Below are 17,799 nucleotides of genomic sequence, written 5' to 3' on the forward strand. Positions count from 1 at the left end.
CTACTAGATAAAGCTACTCTGATCTGAGACGTCTATCCTTACAAATATAAACAATAAAATTGTAAAAGACCAAAGAGATGATCCTCCATAACTGAAAAAAGGTAAAACAATTCCTATTGTAGGAAAAAGTCCCATTACCATGCCTAAATTAATGACAAAATGAATTAAAATAATATTTCCAACTGAATATCCAAAAATTCTTCCAAAAACATCTTTTTGTCTTTCAGATAGAAAATAAATACGACTAATAAAAAGTAAATAAAATGTAATTAAAATAACACTTCCTATGAACCCCCATTCTTCTCCTACAGTACAAAAAATATAATCGGTATGTTGTTCAGGCACAAATTTTCCTTTTGTAACAGTTCCTTTTTGATATCCTTTTCCAAAAAATTTACCGGAACCAATAGCTGTTTTTGAATATAATAAATTATATCCTACATTGTCTCTATATTTTCTATCAAATTCATTTCGGAATAGAATATTAATTCTATCTCTATGATGTTGTTTCAAAAATTTTTGAGAAAAAAATGGAGAAAAAATGGAAACAGCAGAAAAACTTACAAATAAAAATATATAAAAAAAGAAATTAATGAATGATATATTTTTTTTTATAATGAAGAGAAAAATAAAAATTATAAATAAAAATGAAACTACTATCCAAGGAAATATATTTAATGAAATCAAAAATAATAAAATAGAAAATAAAAAATAAAGTATAAAAGAAATAGATAATCCTTCTCTATATAAAGTTAGAAGAAAAGAAGAAAAAACTATAGAAGAACCTGGATCAGGTTGGAAAAATATTAAAGAAGCAGGTAATATCAATATAATACATATATAGAACAATACTTTTTTATTTTTAATATTATCTTGACTCATCAAATGAGCTACCATTAAAGATGTAGATATTTTAGCTAATTCAGAAGGTTGAAAACTAATAGGTCCAAAAACGTACCAAGATTTTGATCCATTCACGTTTTTTCCAAAAAAAAAGACCCCAATCAAAAGAAATAACGTAAATAAAAAGAAAAATGGTGTAAAATATTTATAGTGAATAGGTTTAAACAAAAAAACAAAAAATATGAAAACAAAACTTAACAAAATCCATATTAATTGTTTTTCTGCTTTTTCAGGAGAAACTGAATACAAATTCATACATCCAAAAAAAATCATGAAAATATAAATTGTTACAATTACCCAGTCTATATTTTTTAATAATATTTTATTTCTTTTTATCAAAAGAACTTTTTGTATAAAAATTATTGAACTTTTTCATTTTTGCTATAGTATCGTATACTTTCTGCAATCCTGAAGTCAGGATTTTTTTTTCAAGATTTTTTCTATGCACATTATTGTTTATGTATTTTTCAGCAATAAGACTAGCAATAGGACCAGCCCAACGAGATCCAAATCCTCCATTTTCTATTATAACAGAAATAGCAATTTTAGGATCCTCTACAGGAGCAAATAATATGAAAATAGAATGATCAGGTAAAGAAACTATTTTCTGTCTATTAATTTTAAGAAAATTCTGCGCAGTTCCTGTTTTTCCAGCCATTCTAATATCAGATGATTTAAAACTCTTTCCTGTTCCAATCATAAAAACTTTTTCCATTCCATTAATAATTAAATCAAAATATTTACTTTTTACTTTAGTATGTTTAGCTCTAGTATAATTTGGATTAGATATAGGTCTATGATTTATGCGTTTTACAATATGTGGAGTATAGAAAAAGCCTTTATTCGCTATAGCACAAACCATATTAGCTAATTGAATAGGAGTTACATTGATTTCTCCTTGTCCTATACTATTGGAAATAATCGTAATAGCATTCCATTTTGTAGTTCCATATTTTTTATTGTAATAATCTCCTGAAGGAATGACTCCTTTTTCTCCTGTAGCTAAATCATTATACAAATAATTTCCAAAACCAAAACTTTTAATAATATTACTCCATTCATTAACTCCTTTTGTTAAATTTTTAGGATATTTTTCAATAACACGTTTATAAACTTGTGCAAAATAATTATTGCAAGAAACAGCAACAGCTGTTTCTACTCCTATAGGTAATCCATGAATTCCAGAATGGCAATGAATTCTTTTTTTACCATATTTAAATCCTTTATAACATATGAATGTAGTATTGGAATTCACTACTCCCATTTGAAGACCAGCTAATTCTGTAAGTAATTTAAATGGAGAAGCTGGAGGATAACGAGCTTGTGTTGTTCTATCAAATAAAGGATTATCTATAGTATCTCTCATTAATTTTTTAAATTCTTTAGAACGATTAATTCCTACAAATAAATTAGGATTATTAATGGGACTAGACACCAATGATAAAATTTCTCCATTTTTAGGATTAATAGCGACTATTCCTCCTTTTTTTTGAAACATAAGTTTTTCTGCGTAATTTTGTAAATTCCAATCTATAGTTAAAGAAATATCATTTCCACTAACTGCTTTAATATCATTTTTTCTATTATTGTAATTTCCTATAATACAACCTTTTCTATCTCTAACCCAATATCTTATCCCCTTTTTTCCTCTTAGTATTTTTTCATAAGATTTTTCCACTCCAGCCCAACCAATAAAATCTCCCATTTGATAATAATTAGATTCTTTCTTAATATCTTTTTGAGTAACTTCTCCTATATATCCCAAAATATTGGATGAACTTTCTACTTTGTAATCTCTAAGAGAACGCTTTGTCCAATCAAATCCTTTATATTTATAAAGTTTTTCTTGTATAGTCGCAAATTTTTCTTTTGAAATAAAAGGAAGAAAAACAGATGGTAAATATTTAGAATAATCTTTTGCTTTTTCTAAATTTTTAGAAAAAGTTTTTTTTTCAATTCCTACAAGATTACAAAATTCTATAATATTAAAATGTTCATCTATAAGAATTGGAATAACTATTAATTCATAAATAGATTTATTGAAAACCAATAAATTTTCATTTCTATCAAAAATAGATCCTCTTTCAGGAATAATTATTTCTTGCTTTATAGAAGTATTAAAAGCATTCAGAATATACTTTTCCGTATATATTTGTATAAAAAATAATCTAATTATGAAAATTAAACCTATAGAACTTAATAAAATGTAAAAATTATATAATTTTTTCAATGTTTAATTTTTCTGAAAAAAAAATATATAATACATAAAATAGTTGTAAAAATACTGCTGAATATCGTTCTAAATAAAAGAATTTTACTAAAAATTGTCCCCTTTAATATTTCTAATATTAACAAAGAAAAATGATGTGTAATAACTAATGAAAATATATAAAGAATTTTTCTAGTAAAAGGTAATTCATAAATAGAAAAATCATTTCTATTTATAAAATTCTTTCCATCAAAAAACTGTAAAAAATTTAATCTTAAAAAAGCAGATAAAGTAGCAGAAAAAGCATGAATCCCTCCAGAATTCATACAATGATCTATAATCCAGCCAATTAAAAAAGATAAAAATAAGAATAAAAATTTATTTCTATTGTAGGGATAGACTAATATAAAAAGTATATATAAATAGCATCCTAAAAATAATGTATTTAATATTGATATTTGAATCAAACAAAGAATAAAAATGAAGAAAACGGAAACAATAAAATTTCTAATGAAACTCATTATTTATTTTCAACTTTATAAAGTTGAACATCATTCCACTCTTTTTTAAATAAATTTTTTACAACATAAGCGTTTTCTATAGTAGAAAAATTAGCCATCAATTTTACTTTTATAATATAATTAGCATGTTCTTCATCAAATTTATAAGAGGAAACTTTTCCAAGTTCTATTCCTTCAGGAAAGGTAGCTGATTTTCCATCTGTTTCCACTATATCTCCTTTATGTATTGTGGAGTGTCTAGGAATATCATACAAAACTACATATTCGTGATCCAGTCCATCCCAACTTAGAGTTCCAAAATATTTATTTTTTTTCAGTCTAGCATTTACTTTAATTTTTGGATTTAAAAGAGAAATAGCGATACTAAAATGTGGAGATGTTTTTATAATAATTCCTGCAATACCATCAGATAATATAATCCCCATATCAGGTTTAATTCCATCTATACTTCCTTTATTTATAGTTATGTAATTTTCCTGCTCATGAATACTGTTATTTATAATTTTTACTGGAGTAAAAGTATATTGTTGTAAATAGTTAACATCTTCTTTTTTGAAATCTTTAGATATTTTTGTTATTTTAGAAAATATGTGTGCATTGCGTAATTTTTTGTTTTCATTTAACAATTTTTTATTTTCAATTTCTAATAAAAAATAACTTCGTAAGTTGTAAATGGTTTCATAAATCTTTCCAATCATGAAATTGGAAGAACCTGCATAAATATATTGATGAAGTTTGGAATTTGAAAAAGAAAGAAAAATAGATGCACATTCTAGTATAAAAAAGAAAATAAAAAAACGCCATTTAAAAAGAAAACTAAAAAATTCACGCATAAGATTTATCTATCCTATTTCATTAAAAATGTAAATTTATCAATATTTTTCAATGCCACACCTGTTCCTTTAACTACAGCTCTTAAAGGATCATCTACTAAAGAGACAGAAAGTCCCGTTTTTTTAGATATTCTTTTATCCAATCCTCTCAAAAGAGATCCTCCTCCAGCCATATAAATTCCTGTTTTATAAATATCTGCAGCAAGTTCTGGTGGAGTTTTTGAAAGAGTTTCCATCACAGCATCTTCTATTCGTAAAATTGATTTATCAAGAGCAGGAATGGTTTCTTTATAAGAAATATTCATTTCTTTTGGTTTTCCTGTAGGTAGATCTCTACCTTGTATATGAATATCATCAGGAGGAGTTTCAATTGATTCCATTGCTGCCCCTATATCTATTTTTATTTTTTCAGCAGTCCTTTCTCCAATATACAAATTGTATTTGGAACGAAGAAAATAAGCTATATCATTGGTAAAAACATCTCCAGCTGTTTTTATAGATTTTTGACAAACAATTCCTCCTAGAGCTATGACTCCACATTCTGTAGTTCCTCCTCCTATATCAATAATCATATTTCCTTCTGCTTTGGTAACTGAAATTCCAGAACCTATAGCAGCGGCCATAGGTTCTTCAATAAGATAAACTTCTTTGGCATTTAGATGTTGAGCAGAATCTTTGACTGCTCTCTTTTCTACTTCTGTAATTCCGGATGGAATACAAATTACCATTGTTAATGATGGAGTAAAAAATTTATTATTGATACCTGGTACTTTCTTGATAAATTCTCTTATCATAAGTTCAGCTACTTGATAATCCGCAATAACTCCGTCTTTTAATGGTTTATATATTTTAATGTTTTCATGTGTTTTTCCTTGCATTTGTTTTGCTTCTTCACCTACAGCTAATACTTTTTTTGTTCTTACATCTATAGCTATTATTGAAGGTAAATCCACTATGACTTTATTATTGTGCATAATAAGCGTATTTGCTGTTCCTAAATCTATGGCAATCTCTTGATTAAAGAGGTTCTTCATAAAATCTATTATTAATCCCATTAATATTTCTTCATGAAAAGATTCACCTAATTTAAATAAAAAATACAGTTTTTCAGTATATTAAACATTTTATATAAATTTTTTCTTTTGGAGGAACATCATGTCTTTTTGTTACAAGGGAGTAATAAAAAAAATCGGAAAGAATATTTGAATCAATCTTTGATTTTGATATCTAAAAAGATTGGAAAAGTTATTAAAAAATCTTCATATTTTGAAAGCGAAGCATGGAATATGAAAAATTCTCCTTCTTTTTATAATAGAGCTTTATATGTAAAAACTAGTCATTCTCCAATTAGTCTTTTAGAAAATATTTTGAATATAGAATTCCTGATAGGAAGAAAAAAGAATCATACAGGAGAATATGAAGATAGAGAAATAGATATAGATATTTTATTTTATGATCATATCATTATATATAGTTCTATTCTGACTATTCCACATCCTCTATTGCATATGAGAAAATTTGTTTTAGAACCTATGTGTGAAATTAGCCCAAATAAGAGTCATCCTATATTTAATTTGACGCTTTTAGAGATATTAGGAGTATGCACAGATAAATTAAATGTAAAAAAATTACTAAACTAAGTTATTTAAGCATGAATGGATGTATGTATGTTATGACTAAAAATTATAATTTTTACATAATTAAACAAATTTAATTTGTTGCATAAAAAGACTCAGTTTTCTATTTTCATTATCATGTTATTCGTTTCTATTTTTGTTTATGCAAACGAAGAAAAAGAAAATAACGATTATCAAGAAAATAATTATTTTAAAGACTTTGAAAACGTTATAAAATACAAATCAAATATACAAGAACATAATATAAAAGAAGGAAAATCCTATCTAAAAGGAAAAGCTTCTATAGAATACGATGATATAAAAATTCAAGCAGATTGTATTGAATTTAATTGGAAAAATGGAGATTTGAACGCAATTAAAAAAGAAAAATCTGTTCTTTTCCAACAAGGAAATCATCAATACACTTTCAGTAATTTTCACTTCAATTTGAAGAGCAAAAAAATAGAAGCAAAAGATTTTTATATAAAAAATAAAAATCAAATGATTATAGCTAGCAGTATTGAAAAAAAAGATCAAAATATAAGTTTAATGAAAAAAGTTACATATATATCAGATCCTTTTTTTCTAAAAAATAAAGACAATAATCCTGATTTTTATTTGAAAACAAATTTTTTAAAATATTCTCATTTTAATAAATATATTTTTTCTGGTCCTGTTTTTTTTTATTGGTATCAAGTTCCGATGCCCATATTTTTTCCTTTTTTATATATTCCTGTAAAAGAGTTTAATAAATATTCTTATGGTATGATATATCCAAAAATTGGAATTCAAAATAAAAGGATTTATGTAGAAGATATAGGATTATTTCTCCCAATTTCCAATTTATTGGATTTTAAAATATTAAGTTCTATATATAACAAAGATAAATGGAAATTAAAAACAAGAATGGAATATAAATTGAAATATTTCTATGATGGTTTTTTTGATTTCAATTATCAATCTATGTCAAATAAACAACATGATTATCAATTTCAGTGGAAACATAATCAAGATTATAAATCAGATTATGATACAAATTTTAATGCAAACATTAATTATAATAAAAATATATTATCAGAGAACAATGACAACGAAGCTCTTTCATATTTAAATGTGAGAAAAAAATTTTCTAATTATTTATTGTTTATGGATGCTTATATGGTAAAAGAAAGCAATAAGAAGGGAATAAAATTCATAATTCCAGAATTAGTTTTTCATATGAAAAATATGTTCTTCAATAATCAAAAAAACTTTTTTTTACGTCATACAAGCATAGAAAATAAAATATTGATTCATAATTTTGTGGATTTTTGTCATAAAACAGTATCCTTTCATACTGGATTCAATCACAAAATGAATATTTCTACTTATTTTTCTTTTTTAGATTCTTATTTGAAAGTTTCACCTAAAATTTTTTATGAGGAATTTTATATATGGAAATATCCTTATTCCTTCGTTTCAAATTTGCAAAAAATAGATTTTTTAGCAGATATGATATCTATCCCATTCAATAAGACTTTAGAAATCAAAAAAAATGTTTTTTTATTGAAACATCAAATAGAACCTGTGTTATCTTTTTATGTTAGGTATTTCCCTCCTTTTTTTCATAATAAAAAAAATCATTTTGAAAAAAAAATAAACTTAATATTAAATAATGATTTGGATGTTCAAATAAAAAACACATTTTATAAAAAAATAAAAATGATCAAAAACTTGAGTTCTTCATTTATTGTTGATCAAAATTCTATCAAATGGGACAATTTACATATTGTAGGTAATGCTGATTTCACAGAAAATCTAGGAATAAAATATAAAGGTGGAATAAATTTTTTAGAAAAAAAGAAGAAAATGAACAAAATAATGTATTTTGATTTTTCTTTTTTTTGGAATTATGAGACTAATTTTTTCTCTGAAAAAAATGAATATAAAAAAAAAGGAAAAAATCGTTATGATTACTTTCTTTTTGATAAAAAAAATTATGCAAGATATTCAATTCCATTGTCTTTTAAAATTGATTTTCATTCCAATTACGAAAACTGTATCAATCAAAAAAAACTTTTTAATGCTTATTTAAGTATAAATGGATCTGTAAATATTACAAAATATTGGAAAATTGATATTCATACAGATTATGATCTCTTGAAAAAAGAGATCATATTTGCTAATATTATTTTTTATAGAGATTTAAGAAGTTTTAAGATGAGTTTTAATTGGATTCCTATGAAAAATCCTTCTTGGAATTTTTTTATTGGGATTAAAGATCCAAATTTGAGTAATATTATACAGTATGATGAGAAAAACTAAAATAAATTAAATATGATACCCAAAAAAATTTCAATAGAAAAAATTCCGTCTTATGGACCATATAGCACATGTGTTCTTGTGGGAAGTTTTTTATTTGTTTCTGGACAAATAGCTGTGGATCCAAAAACTGGAAAATTAGTTTCCGATTCTATAGAAATGGAAACAAGGAAAATAATGGAAAATCTAAAAATTATTCTTTCAGAAAATGGAATAGGGTTTCAAAATGTTATTAAGACTTCTCTTTTTGTAATAAATATGAATCATTTTTCTAAAATAAATGATGTATATTCTGACTTTTTTCATGAAGGAAATTATCCAGCTAGAGAAACTATTCAAGTTTCTGGATTACCTCAAAATGCTAGTATAGAAATATCTTTGATTGCATGTATAAATTAGATATTTATTGTCAAATCAATTGTGAAATATTACTTCTTATTCTTTTTTATCTTATTCCTGAATCAAGCACATTCTGAAAATGTACAGCTTTTTCATGCTGATTTAATACAAAAAAATGATCATAATGATTCTATTTTTTTAATAGGAAATGTTCATTTTAAATATAAAAAATATCATCTTTTTTGTGATCAGGCTATTTATCATAAAAAAAACAATAGATTGTATGGTTATGGAAATGTACAATTAGAATCAGATAAAAGTAAAATAATTTCTAAAAAAATATATATAGAAAATAATTTTTCTCATTTCAAACTATCAGATGGAGTGATTTTATCTATAGGAAAGATAAAATTAATAGCTGATACAATCAATTATGATTTAAGAAAAAAATTACTTAAAGCTGTTAACAATGTAGTTTTTTTTTTTAAAAAGTTGAAGTTAACCACAAATATGTTAGAATATGATTTAAATCGAAAGAAAATTTTTTATAAAATAAATAGTATCATTTATTATAATGATTATGTTATACATAGTAAAGAAGGTTTTTTCTCAACTGATGAAGAAAAAGTAGAATTAAAAAATGGAATAAAATTGGTCAGTAATAATTATACTGTATATTCAGACATGTTGGAATATTTTTTTAAACAAAATAAAATAAACTTCAATTATCCTGCTGTAATCATGCAAAATGATAATTCAGATAATTTTATCTATGTTAAAAAAGCGTTGTTTCTTATTCAAGAAAAAATATTTTTATTAGAAAAATATATTAGTATTCATTATAACGAAAAAATTATAAAAGGAAAATATTTGTTTTTTGATGAAAAAAAAAAATATGGATTTATTAGAAATTTTTTACTAGAAGATTCAAAAAAAAAATATTTTTTGATGGGTGGATATGGAAAGTTTGATTTTAATAATAATTCTTTGATTTTAAAAAAAAATCCGAAAGTAGTAAAGATATCAAAAAAAAATTCTTTTCTTATTTATTCAGATCTTTTAAAGATAAATTTAAAAACAAATTCTTCATATTTAATTCAAGCTTTTTCTGTTAAAAGTTTTTTTTTGAATGAATCTCTTCAAGGAAGATCTAATGTTTTAAATTATGAATCTTCAAATGATTACATTCAATTTGATGGAGATCCTATTTTTTGGTTTAAAAACCATCAAATAACTGGTAAATCCATCTGCATTTCTTTTCAAGAAAGAAATGAATATTTTTTTAAATCCATAAAAATTATAAAAAATGCTTCTTATATAGAAAAAATAAATTCAAAAGAATTTAATCAAATAGAAGGAGATATCATGATTGGTTTTTTTCATGAAAAAAATATTTTAGAAAAAATTTATATTCAAGGAAATATTAATAGCATTATTTTTCTTAAAAATAAAGAAAAAAAGTTAATGAATAAATCTTCTTGTGGAATGCTCTCATTATATTTAGATATAGAAAAAAAAATAAGAGGTATTTCTTGTGTAGAACAGGCCTACTCAGAATTAATTCCTATATCTGAAAAAACTCCCAATGAATTTCTTTTTCTTTCCAATTTTTCTTGGAAAGAAAAACCAAATGAAGATAATAAAAACTTTTTTGTATACAAAGAAATAGAAAAATACAGAAAAGAAAATCATTTAGAACAAGAAGAAATCAAAAAAATAAAAAATAGAACTAAATTCTTATGAAAGAATTAGAAAATGATTTTTTTCAATATCAAGCTCAAATCAACCCTCTACCCATGAAAATTATGGTAGATTATGCTGATGGAAACTATATTTATGGAAATAATGGAAAAAAATATTTGGATTTTGTGGCAGGTGTTTCCGTAAATATTTTAGGACATGGAAATAAAGTAATAAAAAAAGCTATAAAAAAACAAGTAGACAAGTATTTACATACTATGGTCTATGGAGAATTTATACAAAATCCTTGTGTAATTCTTTGTAAAAAAATAGCAAGAAATACTCCAAATCCACTTACTACTACTTATTTAGTTAATTCTGGAACAGAAGCAGTAGAAGGTGCTTTAAAATTAGCTAAATGTTATACTGGAAGAGAAGAAATTATTTCCTGCAAATGGGCTTACCATGGTAGTACTCATGGATCTATGAGTATTATGGGAAATGAAAAAAATAAAAGACCTTTTAGACCATTGCTTCCTTTAGTTAAATTTATAACATTTAATCATATAGAAGAACTGATTTCTTCTATATCAGAAAAAACAGCTTGTGTCATTTTAGAAACCATTCAGTGTTCCAATGGAATTATATTGCCTGATGATTCTTTTTTAAAAAAAGTAAGAGAAGAGTGTAATAAAAAAAAGGCTTTAATGATTCTTGATGAAGTCCAAACTGGATTTGGAAGAACAGGAAAGCTTTTCGCTTTTGAACATTATGGAATAGTTCCTGATATTTTAATAATGGGAAAAGGAATGGGAGGAGGGATGCCTATTAGTGGTTTTATTTCATCTAATAAAATTATGAAGACTTTTTGTGACTCTTATCCATTAGGACATTTAACTACTTTTGGAGGAAATGCTGTTTCTGCTTCTGCTTCTTTAGCTACTTTAGATCAATTAATAAATTCTAATATAATGGAAGAAGTGTCTATAAAAGAAGAGTGGTTTAGAAAATATTTAGTTCATGATGAAATAGAAAGTATTAATGGAAAAGGACTTCTTTTATCTCTTGAATTAAGAGATAAAAATTCAGTGGAAAAATTATTGCAAAATTGTATCAATAAAGGATTAATTTTATTTCGTTTTTTATTTAACAGTCATTCTTTACGTATATCGCCTCCATTGACTATCACAGAAAAAGAAATAGAAAAAGGATGTTCTATTATTATTGAAAGTTTAAATCAACTTAAAAAAAAATAATGTAATTGAGATTTTTCATTGAATTAGCTTATAATGGTAAATATTTTTATGGATGGCAAATCCAAAAAAAAGTAAGTACAGTAGAGGGAAATTTAGAATATTGTTTGTCTAAATTATTAAAAAAGTCTATCAATGTTATAGGTGCTGGAAGAACGGATAAAGGAGTACATGCTAAGCAAATGTTTGCTCATTTTGATTATGAAGGAATAATTAGTAATAAATTAATAGAAAAATTAAATATTTTTCTACCCAAATCTATTAAAGTATTAAATGTTTTTCCAGTAAAAGAAAATATTCATGCAAGATTTAATGCTATAAAACGAACGTATAAATATTATTTAACACGTCAAAAAAACCCATTTTTCCAAGATTTTTCTTGGTATTGTTTTTATCCATTAAATATTCATCGAATGAATATAGCTTCTAAGGAATTAATGCGATATAAAGATTTTAGTTCTTTTTGCAAAAAAAAAACTTCTGAAGCAGAAAATAATAGATGTCAAATCAGTCATGTCTGTTGGTCTGTGAACAATGATATTTTCTGTTTTACTATTGAAGCTAATAGATTTTTAAGATCTATGGTTAGATCCATTATTGGAACACTTATTGATGTTGGAAGAAACAAAATTAGCGTTAGTGAATTTGTTAAAATCATAGAATCTAAAAATTCTAACTTTTGTAGACCAATAGTTCCTGCATGCGGACTATTTCTTACCAGAATTATTTATCCAGAAGACATTTTTTTATGAAAGAAAATTTAAAAAGGAAAAAATCTTCCTTAAAACAGCTTATCAAAATTAGTTTAGATTATAAATTAATATTGATAGCAACAATTACTACTTCTGTATTAATATCTTTTATTTCTGCTTATCGTCCTAAGTTAATCCAAAAAGCTATAGATATTCATATCCTTTATAAAGATTTCTTTGGACTGAAAAATATATTGATTTTGATTCTTTTACTTCTTTTCTTAGAAAGCATATTTCATTTTATTTTATTATATTTTTCTAATGTATTAGCTCAAAATGTTATTGAAAAAATTAGAATTCTTTTATTTGAAAAACTATTGCATTTTAAAAATTCTTTCTTTAATAAAACTCCAATAGGAAAACTAGTATCTTATGCAGTATCAGATATAGAAACTATAACTGTCATATTTAATGATGGAATATTACTTGTTTCTGGAGACGTTTTAAGAATTGTTATGATTATAATAATAATGTTTACAGTACACAAAAAATTATCTTTTATTGTTTTTTTTACTATTCCTTTTATGTATATCATTACTCGATTTTTTCAAAAAACACTAAAAAAAACTTTTCATGAAGAACGAGTACAAACTTCACGTTTGAATAGTTTTTTGCAAGAAAACATTATAGGAATGTCTATTATTCAACTTTTTCATAAAGAGAAAGAAGAATACTTAAAATTTAAGTCTATTAATCGTGAATTGATGAATGCTCATTTTAAAACTATTTTTTACTTTTCCATTTTTTTTCCTATAGTAGAACTTGTTTCTGCAGTGACAATAAGTATTGTTATATTTTATGGAGGATTTAATGCAATTGAAAAAGGAAATGTAAAACCAGGGCAAATTATTGCTTTCATTTTTTTTATCTATCTTCTTTTTCGTCCTATGCGACAAATAGCAGATCGATTTAATATTATACAAAGAGGAATAGCTGGTATAGAAAGAATATTTTCTATATTAAATTCTGATGAAATCATTATTAATAAGGGGAACTTGCGTTTAAAGAAGCTAAAAGGACATATTGTATTTAATAATGTTCATTTTTCATATATTGAAAATGAAATGGTTTTGAATGGAATTTCTTTTGAAATTCAACCTGGAGAAAAGGTTTCTATAGTGGGATCTACAGGTTCCGGAAAATCTACGATTACTCATTTAATTTCCAGATTATATGAAATTAATAAAGGGAATATTTGGATTGATGGACATTCTATTCAAGATATTGAATTAGAAAATTTAAGATCTCATATAAAGGTAGTCACACAAGATACATTTTTATTTAATGATTCGATTATAAATAATATTACACTAGGAGATCCTTCAATTAGCATTGATAAAATAGAAAATATGGCAAAGAAGATAGGAATTCATAATTTTATTACATCATTTCCTAATGGGTATCAATATATCGTAAAAGAAAGAGGAGGATTGCTCTCACTTGGAGAAAAACAATTAATTTCTTTTTTAAGAGTTCAAATGCATCCTTATTCTATTCTTATATTAGATGAAGCTACAGCTTCTTTAAATAAGGAATTAGAGAAAATGATTTATCATGCTACAGATTTTCTAACCAAACATAAAACTTCTATCATCATTACTCACCGTCTTTCTACATTGGAAAATTCTGATAAGATATTAGCCATCAATAAGGGATGTATTGTAGAAAAAGGAACTCATCAAGAACTAATTCAACTGAATGGATATTATGCAGAATTATATAAAGAATCTTTTCATAAGAAAAATTAAGGACACTTGATATAAGTTTTTTTTAATGTTTTTTTTGCCCAGTTTCTTATTATATCTTTTTTTTTAATGTCTTTTACAATATTTTTTAATCTTGTATAATCTGTTTCAAAAGAAATAGGATGAGAAGGAATGCTATCTAACAATTTAACTATAAAAAATGCTTCTTTTCCATTTACAATTTCTTGATAAGGGTTAGAAATTTTTCCTTTTTTTAAAAAATTTAATGTTTTTTTCATGTTTTTTGATAATTGATTTTCTTCAACCCAAATTTTATTCCATATTGAGTAATTCACAATTTGATTGTCTTTTTTTTCGTTCATCAAATTTTCAAAATTTAGATTGTAAATTCGTTTTTTAATCGAATCTACAAATGATTTTGTTTTTCTCAATTCATGTTTTGTATATTTAGGTTTAATTAAAATATGTCTTATATCAACTTCATCCTTTCTTTTTTTCTTTAATTTGATCAGGTGAAATCCTGAGTCTGTTTCAAAAGGTTCAGATATATCATCTTCTGATAAAGAGAGAACTACATGTTTAAATTCTTTTGAAAGACGATTTATTTTAATTCCTTGAATTAAACCTCCATTCCATGCTGAATAATTATCTTCAGAGAACAAAATAGCTTGGATAGAAAAATCAATATCAGAATGTATTTCTTTTTTGGTTTTTTTTAAAAAATCGATAATTTTTTTTCTATTAATTTGACTTAATTTTGGATAAAAAACTATATAAGAAATATACATTCGTTTGGGGACTAAAGGAATTTGATTCTTGTTTTTAGTGAAAAAAAATTTCACTTCTTGAGGTGATACATCGACATGTTCCGTTTTTTTTTGATAAAATTTTTCTATGTATTGATGATTTTTGACTGTTTCGGTTAATTTTTGAATAAAATCTTTTTTCCTAAACTGTATTAAAAATTCTTCTTGATTTGCATATTTTTTACTCATTTCTGAAAATAATGCTTGGGTTTTCAATTCTAATTCTTGATCGATGATTTGTATACTTGCATCTTTTTTTGCATGATAAAGCATTAGTTTTTCAATCAAAAGATCATCTAAACAGTTTTTTTGGTTCTTAGTTTTTATTTCTGAATCTAAAATAATCTCATTTCCTACTATTGCATGAATTCCTCCTAATTTTTCAAAAGAAAAAGAAAAATGATTACTATATATTATGAAGAAAAATAAGAAAAAAATTTTGAGACTTTCTTTCATTAGATTAATTTTTTATTCCAATAAATAATAATACAGAAAAATTATAATATTATGACTTTGATGGCTAAAAATCTATGTAAAAAATATAAAAAAAAATATATAGTTAAAAATGTTTCTTTTCAGTTAAATAAAGGGGAAATAGTTGGATTAATTGGTCCTAATGGAGCTGGAAAAACAACTTCTTTTTATATGATAGTAGGACTTATTAAACCGGATCAAGGAAAAATTTTTCTTTATGAAGAAAATATTACAGAAAAACCAATGTATCAACGTTCTAAAAAAGGAATCGGATATTTATCGCAAGAACCATCTATATTTAGAAAGTTGTCTGTAGAAGACAATATTTTGTGCATATTAGAAATGCAAAAAAAATTTTATAAAGAAAGAAGAAAAATAACAGAAAAACTAATTGAAGAACTAGGATTACAACATATACGAAATCATCGTGGTGATCTTCTTTCCGGAGGGGAAAGAAGACGTACAGAAATTGCTAGATGTTTGGCTATAAATCCTCAGTTTATTCTTTTAGATGAACCTTTTTCTGGAATTGATCCAATAGCTATAGAAGATTTGCAAAAAATTATTCTTTCTCTGAAGAAAAAGAATATAGGAATATTAATTACAGATCATAATGTGCAAGAAATTTTTCTGATAACAGATAGGATTTATTTAATGTTTGAAGGAAAGATTTTAAAACATGGATCAACTATGGAAATCATGAAAGATTCTTTAGTAAAAAAAGTTTATTTAGGAAGTCGTAAATCGTTTTAAAAAAAATAAAATGAATCATCGTTTTAAAGAGCCAGAAGTAGGACTTTTTCTGAATGGAGAACCTCCTCCTTTTTTATGGAAAAAATTTTCTTTTTATAAAAAAATATTTGCTGTTGATGGTGCTTTTTCTTACTTAAATAAATCAGGAATTTCAGTGGATTACATCATCGGAGATTTTGACTCTATTTTAAAAAAAAATATTCCTTTGGGGAACAATTTTTTGACTGATTATGATCAAAAATATACTGATTTTGAGAAAGCTCTAAATATAATTTATCAGAAAGGATTTTTGAACATAAATGTTTGGGGTGCAAGTGGAAGAGAGCAAGATCATTTTTTAGGAAATTTATCTACAGCTTTAAAGTATAAAAAAAAATTGTCTATTATATTTCATGACAAATATCATTCTTATTTTTTTTCCGATAAAAAAACTTTTTTTTATCAGCAAAAAAATAAGAAGGTATCTCTGTTTCCATTTCCTGAAGTAGAAGGATTACAGACTCATGGTCTTAAATATCCTATCAAAAAAGGGTTTCTAAAAATAGGTAAAAATATAGGCATAAGAAACGAATCTGATGAAGAAAAAATAGAAATAAATTACAAAAAAGGAGAATTACTAATATTTATAGAAAAATAAAAATATTTTCTAATTTCTAATAAAAAAAAGAATCTAAAAATCTTTCAATCTATCTATCATTCTTTTTATATGATTAGCAGACTGATTTAAAAGATATTTTTCTTTTTCATTTAATTGCAATTCTATAATTTTTTCTATTCCAGATTTTCCTAAAATGACTGGAACTCCCAAACATATATTTTTCAAATTATACTCTCCTTTCAAAAAAGCTGAACATGAAAAAATACGTTTAGAATCTTTTAAAATAGCTTCTACCATTTGAACAACAGACGCACCAGGAGCCATCCAAGCAGATGTACCTAATAAATTGACTATTTCCTCTCCTCCTTTTTTTGTCTTTTCAACAATAACGTTATTTTCTTCTTCTGATATAAATTCTTGTATGGGGATTCCAGATATAGAAGTGTATCTATATAAAGGAACCATTGTATCGCCATGTCCTCCTAATAATAAGGATTGTATATCGTGAGGTGATAATTTTAATTTTTTAGATAAAAAATAACGATATCTTGTAGAATCTAATATTCCAGCCATTCCAATAACACGAGAAGAATCAATTTTAGCAGTCATATAACTAACGTATGCCATGATATCTAATGGATTTGATACGATGATAAATTTCGCTTTTGGAGAAAAAAAAATAGATTCTTTCGTGACAGAACGAATAATTTCTGCATTAGTCTGAACAAGATTATCTCGACTCATTCCAGGTTTTCTAGGAATACCACAAGTGATAACAACTATTTCAGAATTTTCTGATTTTGAATAATCATTAGTTATTCCAATTACTTGAGAATTTGATCTTACAAGAGGAAGCATCTGAGAAATATCCAAGCTTTTTCCTTTAGGAAATTTTTCTCTAATATCTAATAAAACAATTTTTCTAACTATATCTTTTTGAGCTAATAAACTAGCACAAGAGGATCCTACGTTTCCTGCTCCAATAATAGTAACTTTCATGTTCTTTTTTCTATTTTTCTGTTGTTAATTTTAGGTAAGCTTAAATATTTGCCTAA

At 24.7% G+C, this 17,799-nt stretch carries 16 protein-coding genes; 9 read left to right on the forward strand and 7 right to left on the reverse strand.

The annotated features are described in order from the left end of the window. Window positions 1–3: 3 nt before the first annotated feature. Genes rodA through H0H67_RS00065 form a run of 5 tightly spaced genes read right to left on the reverse strand, consistent with a single transcriptional unit; the run spans window position 4 to window position 5,521 of the window. Window positions 4–1,242, reverse strand: coding sequence for a rod shape-determining protein RodA (gene rodA, locus H0H67_RS00045; protein ID WP_185859326.1), 1,239 nt, complete (start codon window positions 1,240–1,242; stop codon window positions 4–6). Continuing rightward, window positions 1,226–3,133 (reverse strand): penicillin-binding protein 2, encoded by a 1,908-nt coding sequence (mrdA, locus tag H0H67_RS00050; protein ID WP_185859327.1) that lies wholly within the window; start codon window positions 3,131–3,133, stop codon window positions 1,226–1,228. The genes rodA and mrdA overlap by 17 nt, the downstream gene beginning before the upstream one ends. Next, a complete protein-coding gene (locus H0H67_RS00055; RefSeq protein WP_185859328.1) occupies window positions 3,130–3,633 on the reverse strand; it encodes a hypothetical protein in 504 nt (167 codons plus the stop codon). Before H0H67_RS00055 ends, mrdA begins: the two co-directional genes overlap by 4 nt. Continuing rightward, the gene (gene mreC / locus H0H67_RS00060; RefSeq protein WP_185859329.1) at window positions 3,633–4,466 is read right to left on the reverse strand and encodes a rod shape-determining protein MreC; all 834 of its coding nucleotides are present in this window, start codon (window positions 4,464–4,466) and stop codon (window positions 3,633–3,635) included. The genes H0H67_RS00055 and mreC overlap by 1 nt, the downstream gene beginning before the upstream one ends. A 14-nt stretch (window positions 4,467–4,480) precedes the next feature. After that, complete coding sequence (locus H0H67_RS00065; RefSeq protein WP_185859330.1) at window positions 4,481–5,521, reverse strand: rod shape-determining protein; 1,041 nt, start codon at window positions 5,519–5,521, stop codon at window positions 4,481–4,483. An 87-nt stretch (window positions 5,522–5,608) separates the two neighbouring features. Between H0H67_RS00065 and folK the strand changes: the two genes are divergently transcribed. The 7 genes from folK (at window position 5,609) to H0H67_RS00100 (ending at window position 14,155) form a co-directional block, all read left to right on the forward strand. Further along, window positions 5,609–6,106 carry a 2-amino-4-hydroxy-6-hydroxymethyldihydropteridine diphosphokinase gene (gene folK / locus H0H67_RS00070; protein ID WP_185859331.1) on the forward strand — a complete coding sequence of 166 codons (498 nt, stop codon included), beginning with the start codon at window positions 5,609–5,611 and terminating at the stop codon, window positions 6,104–6,106. A 114-nt stretch (window positions 6,107–6,220) separates the two neighbouring features. Next, complete coding sequence (locus H0H67_RS00075; protein WP_185859332.1) at window positions 6,221–8,386, forward strand: putative LPS assembly protein LptD; 2,166 nt, start codon at window positions 6,221–6,223, stop codon at window positions 8,384–8,386. A 12-nt stretch (window positions 8,387–8,398) separates the two neighbouring features. Beyond that, complete coding sequence (locus H0H67_RS00080) at window positions 8,399–8,782, forward strand: Rid family detoxifying hydrolase (protein WP_185859333.1); 384 nt, start codon at window positions 8,399–8,401, stop codon at window positions 8,780–8,782. A gap of 21 nt (window positions 8,783–8,803) precedes the next feature. After that, a complete protein-coding gene (locus tag H0H67_RS00085) occupies window positions 8,804–10,465 on the forward strand; it encodes an OstA-like protein (RefSeq protein ID WP_238784573.1) in 1,662 nt (553 codons plus the stop codon). Continuing rightward, window positions 10,462–11,658: an aspartate aminotransferase family protein gene (locus H0H67_RS00090; protein WP_185859334.1), complete on the forward strand. Its 1,197-nt coding sequence runs from the start codon at window positions 10,462–10,464 to the stop codon at window positions 11,656–11,658. Before H0H67_RS00085 ends, H0H67_RS00090 begins: the two co-directional genes overlap by 4 nt. 5 nt (window positions 11,659–11,663) lie before the next feature. Then, window positions 11,664–12,407, forward strand: a complete 744-nt coding sequence (truA, locus tag H0H67_RS00095; RefSeq protein ID WP_185859335.1) for a tRNA pseudouridine(38-40) synthase TruA — start codon at window positions 11,664–11,666, stop codon at window positions 12,405–12,407. Beyond that, entirely contained in the window at window positions 12,404–14,155 is a 1,752-nt protein-coding gene (locus H0H67_RS00100) for an ABC transporter ATP-binding protein (protein ID WP_185859336.1), read from the forward strand. The genes truA and H0H67_RS00100 overlap by 4 nt, the downstream gene beginning before the upstream one ends. Here the strand turns inward: H0H67_RS00100 and H0H67_RS00105 are convergent. Beyond that, on the reverse strand, window positions 14,152–15,375 hold the full coding sequence (locus H0H67_RS00105) for a peptidylprolyl isomerase (protein ID WP_185859337.1): 1,224 nt from the start codon (window positions 15,373–15,375) through the stop codon (window positions 14,152–14,154). The two genes, H0H67_RS00100 and H0H67_RS00105, sit on opposite strands and share 4 nt — an antisense overlap. Window positions 15,376–15,426: 51 nt before the next feature. Between H0H67_RS00105 and lptB the strand changes: the two genes are divergently transcribed. Together lptB and H0H67_RS00115 are read left to right on the forward strand one after the other, a co-directional pair. Continuing rightward, window positions 15,427–16,146, forward strand: a complete 720-nt coding sequence (lptB, locus tag H0H67_RS00110) for an LPS export ABC transporter ATP-binding protein (RefSeq protein ID WP_185859338.1) — start codon at window positions 15,427–15,429, stop codon at window positions 16,144–16,146. 10 nt (window positions 16,147–16,156) lie between these two features. Further along, window positions 16,157–16,783, forward strand: coding sequence for a thiamine diphosphokinase (locus H0H67_RS00115; RefSeq protein WP_185859339.1), 627 nt, complete (start codon window positions 16,157–16,159; stop codon window positions 16,781–16,783). Between the two features lie 33 nt (window positions 16,784–16,816). Here H0H67_RS00115 and mdh read toward each other — a convergent pair whose 3' ends face one another. After that, the gene (gene mdh / locus H0H67_RS00120) at window positions 16,817–17,743 is read right to left on the reverse strand and encodes a malate dehydrogenase (RefSeq protein ID WP_185859340.1); all 927 of its coding nucleotides are present in this window, start codon (window positions 17,741–17,743) and stop codon (window positions 16,817–16,819) included. Between the last annotated feature and the right edge of the window lie 56 nt (window positions 17,744–17,799).

Origin of the sequence: Blattabacterium cuenoti (assembly GCF_014251575.1) — a bacterium.
Taxonomy (GTDB): Bacteria; Bacteroidota; Bacteroidia; order Flavobacteriales; family Blattabacteriaceae; genus Blattabacterium; species Blattabacterium cuenoti_N.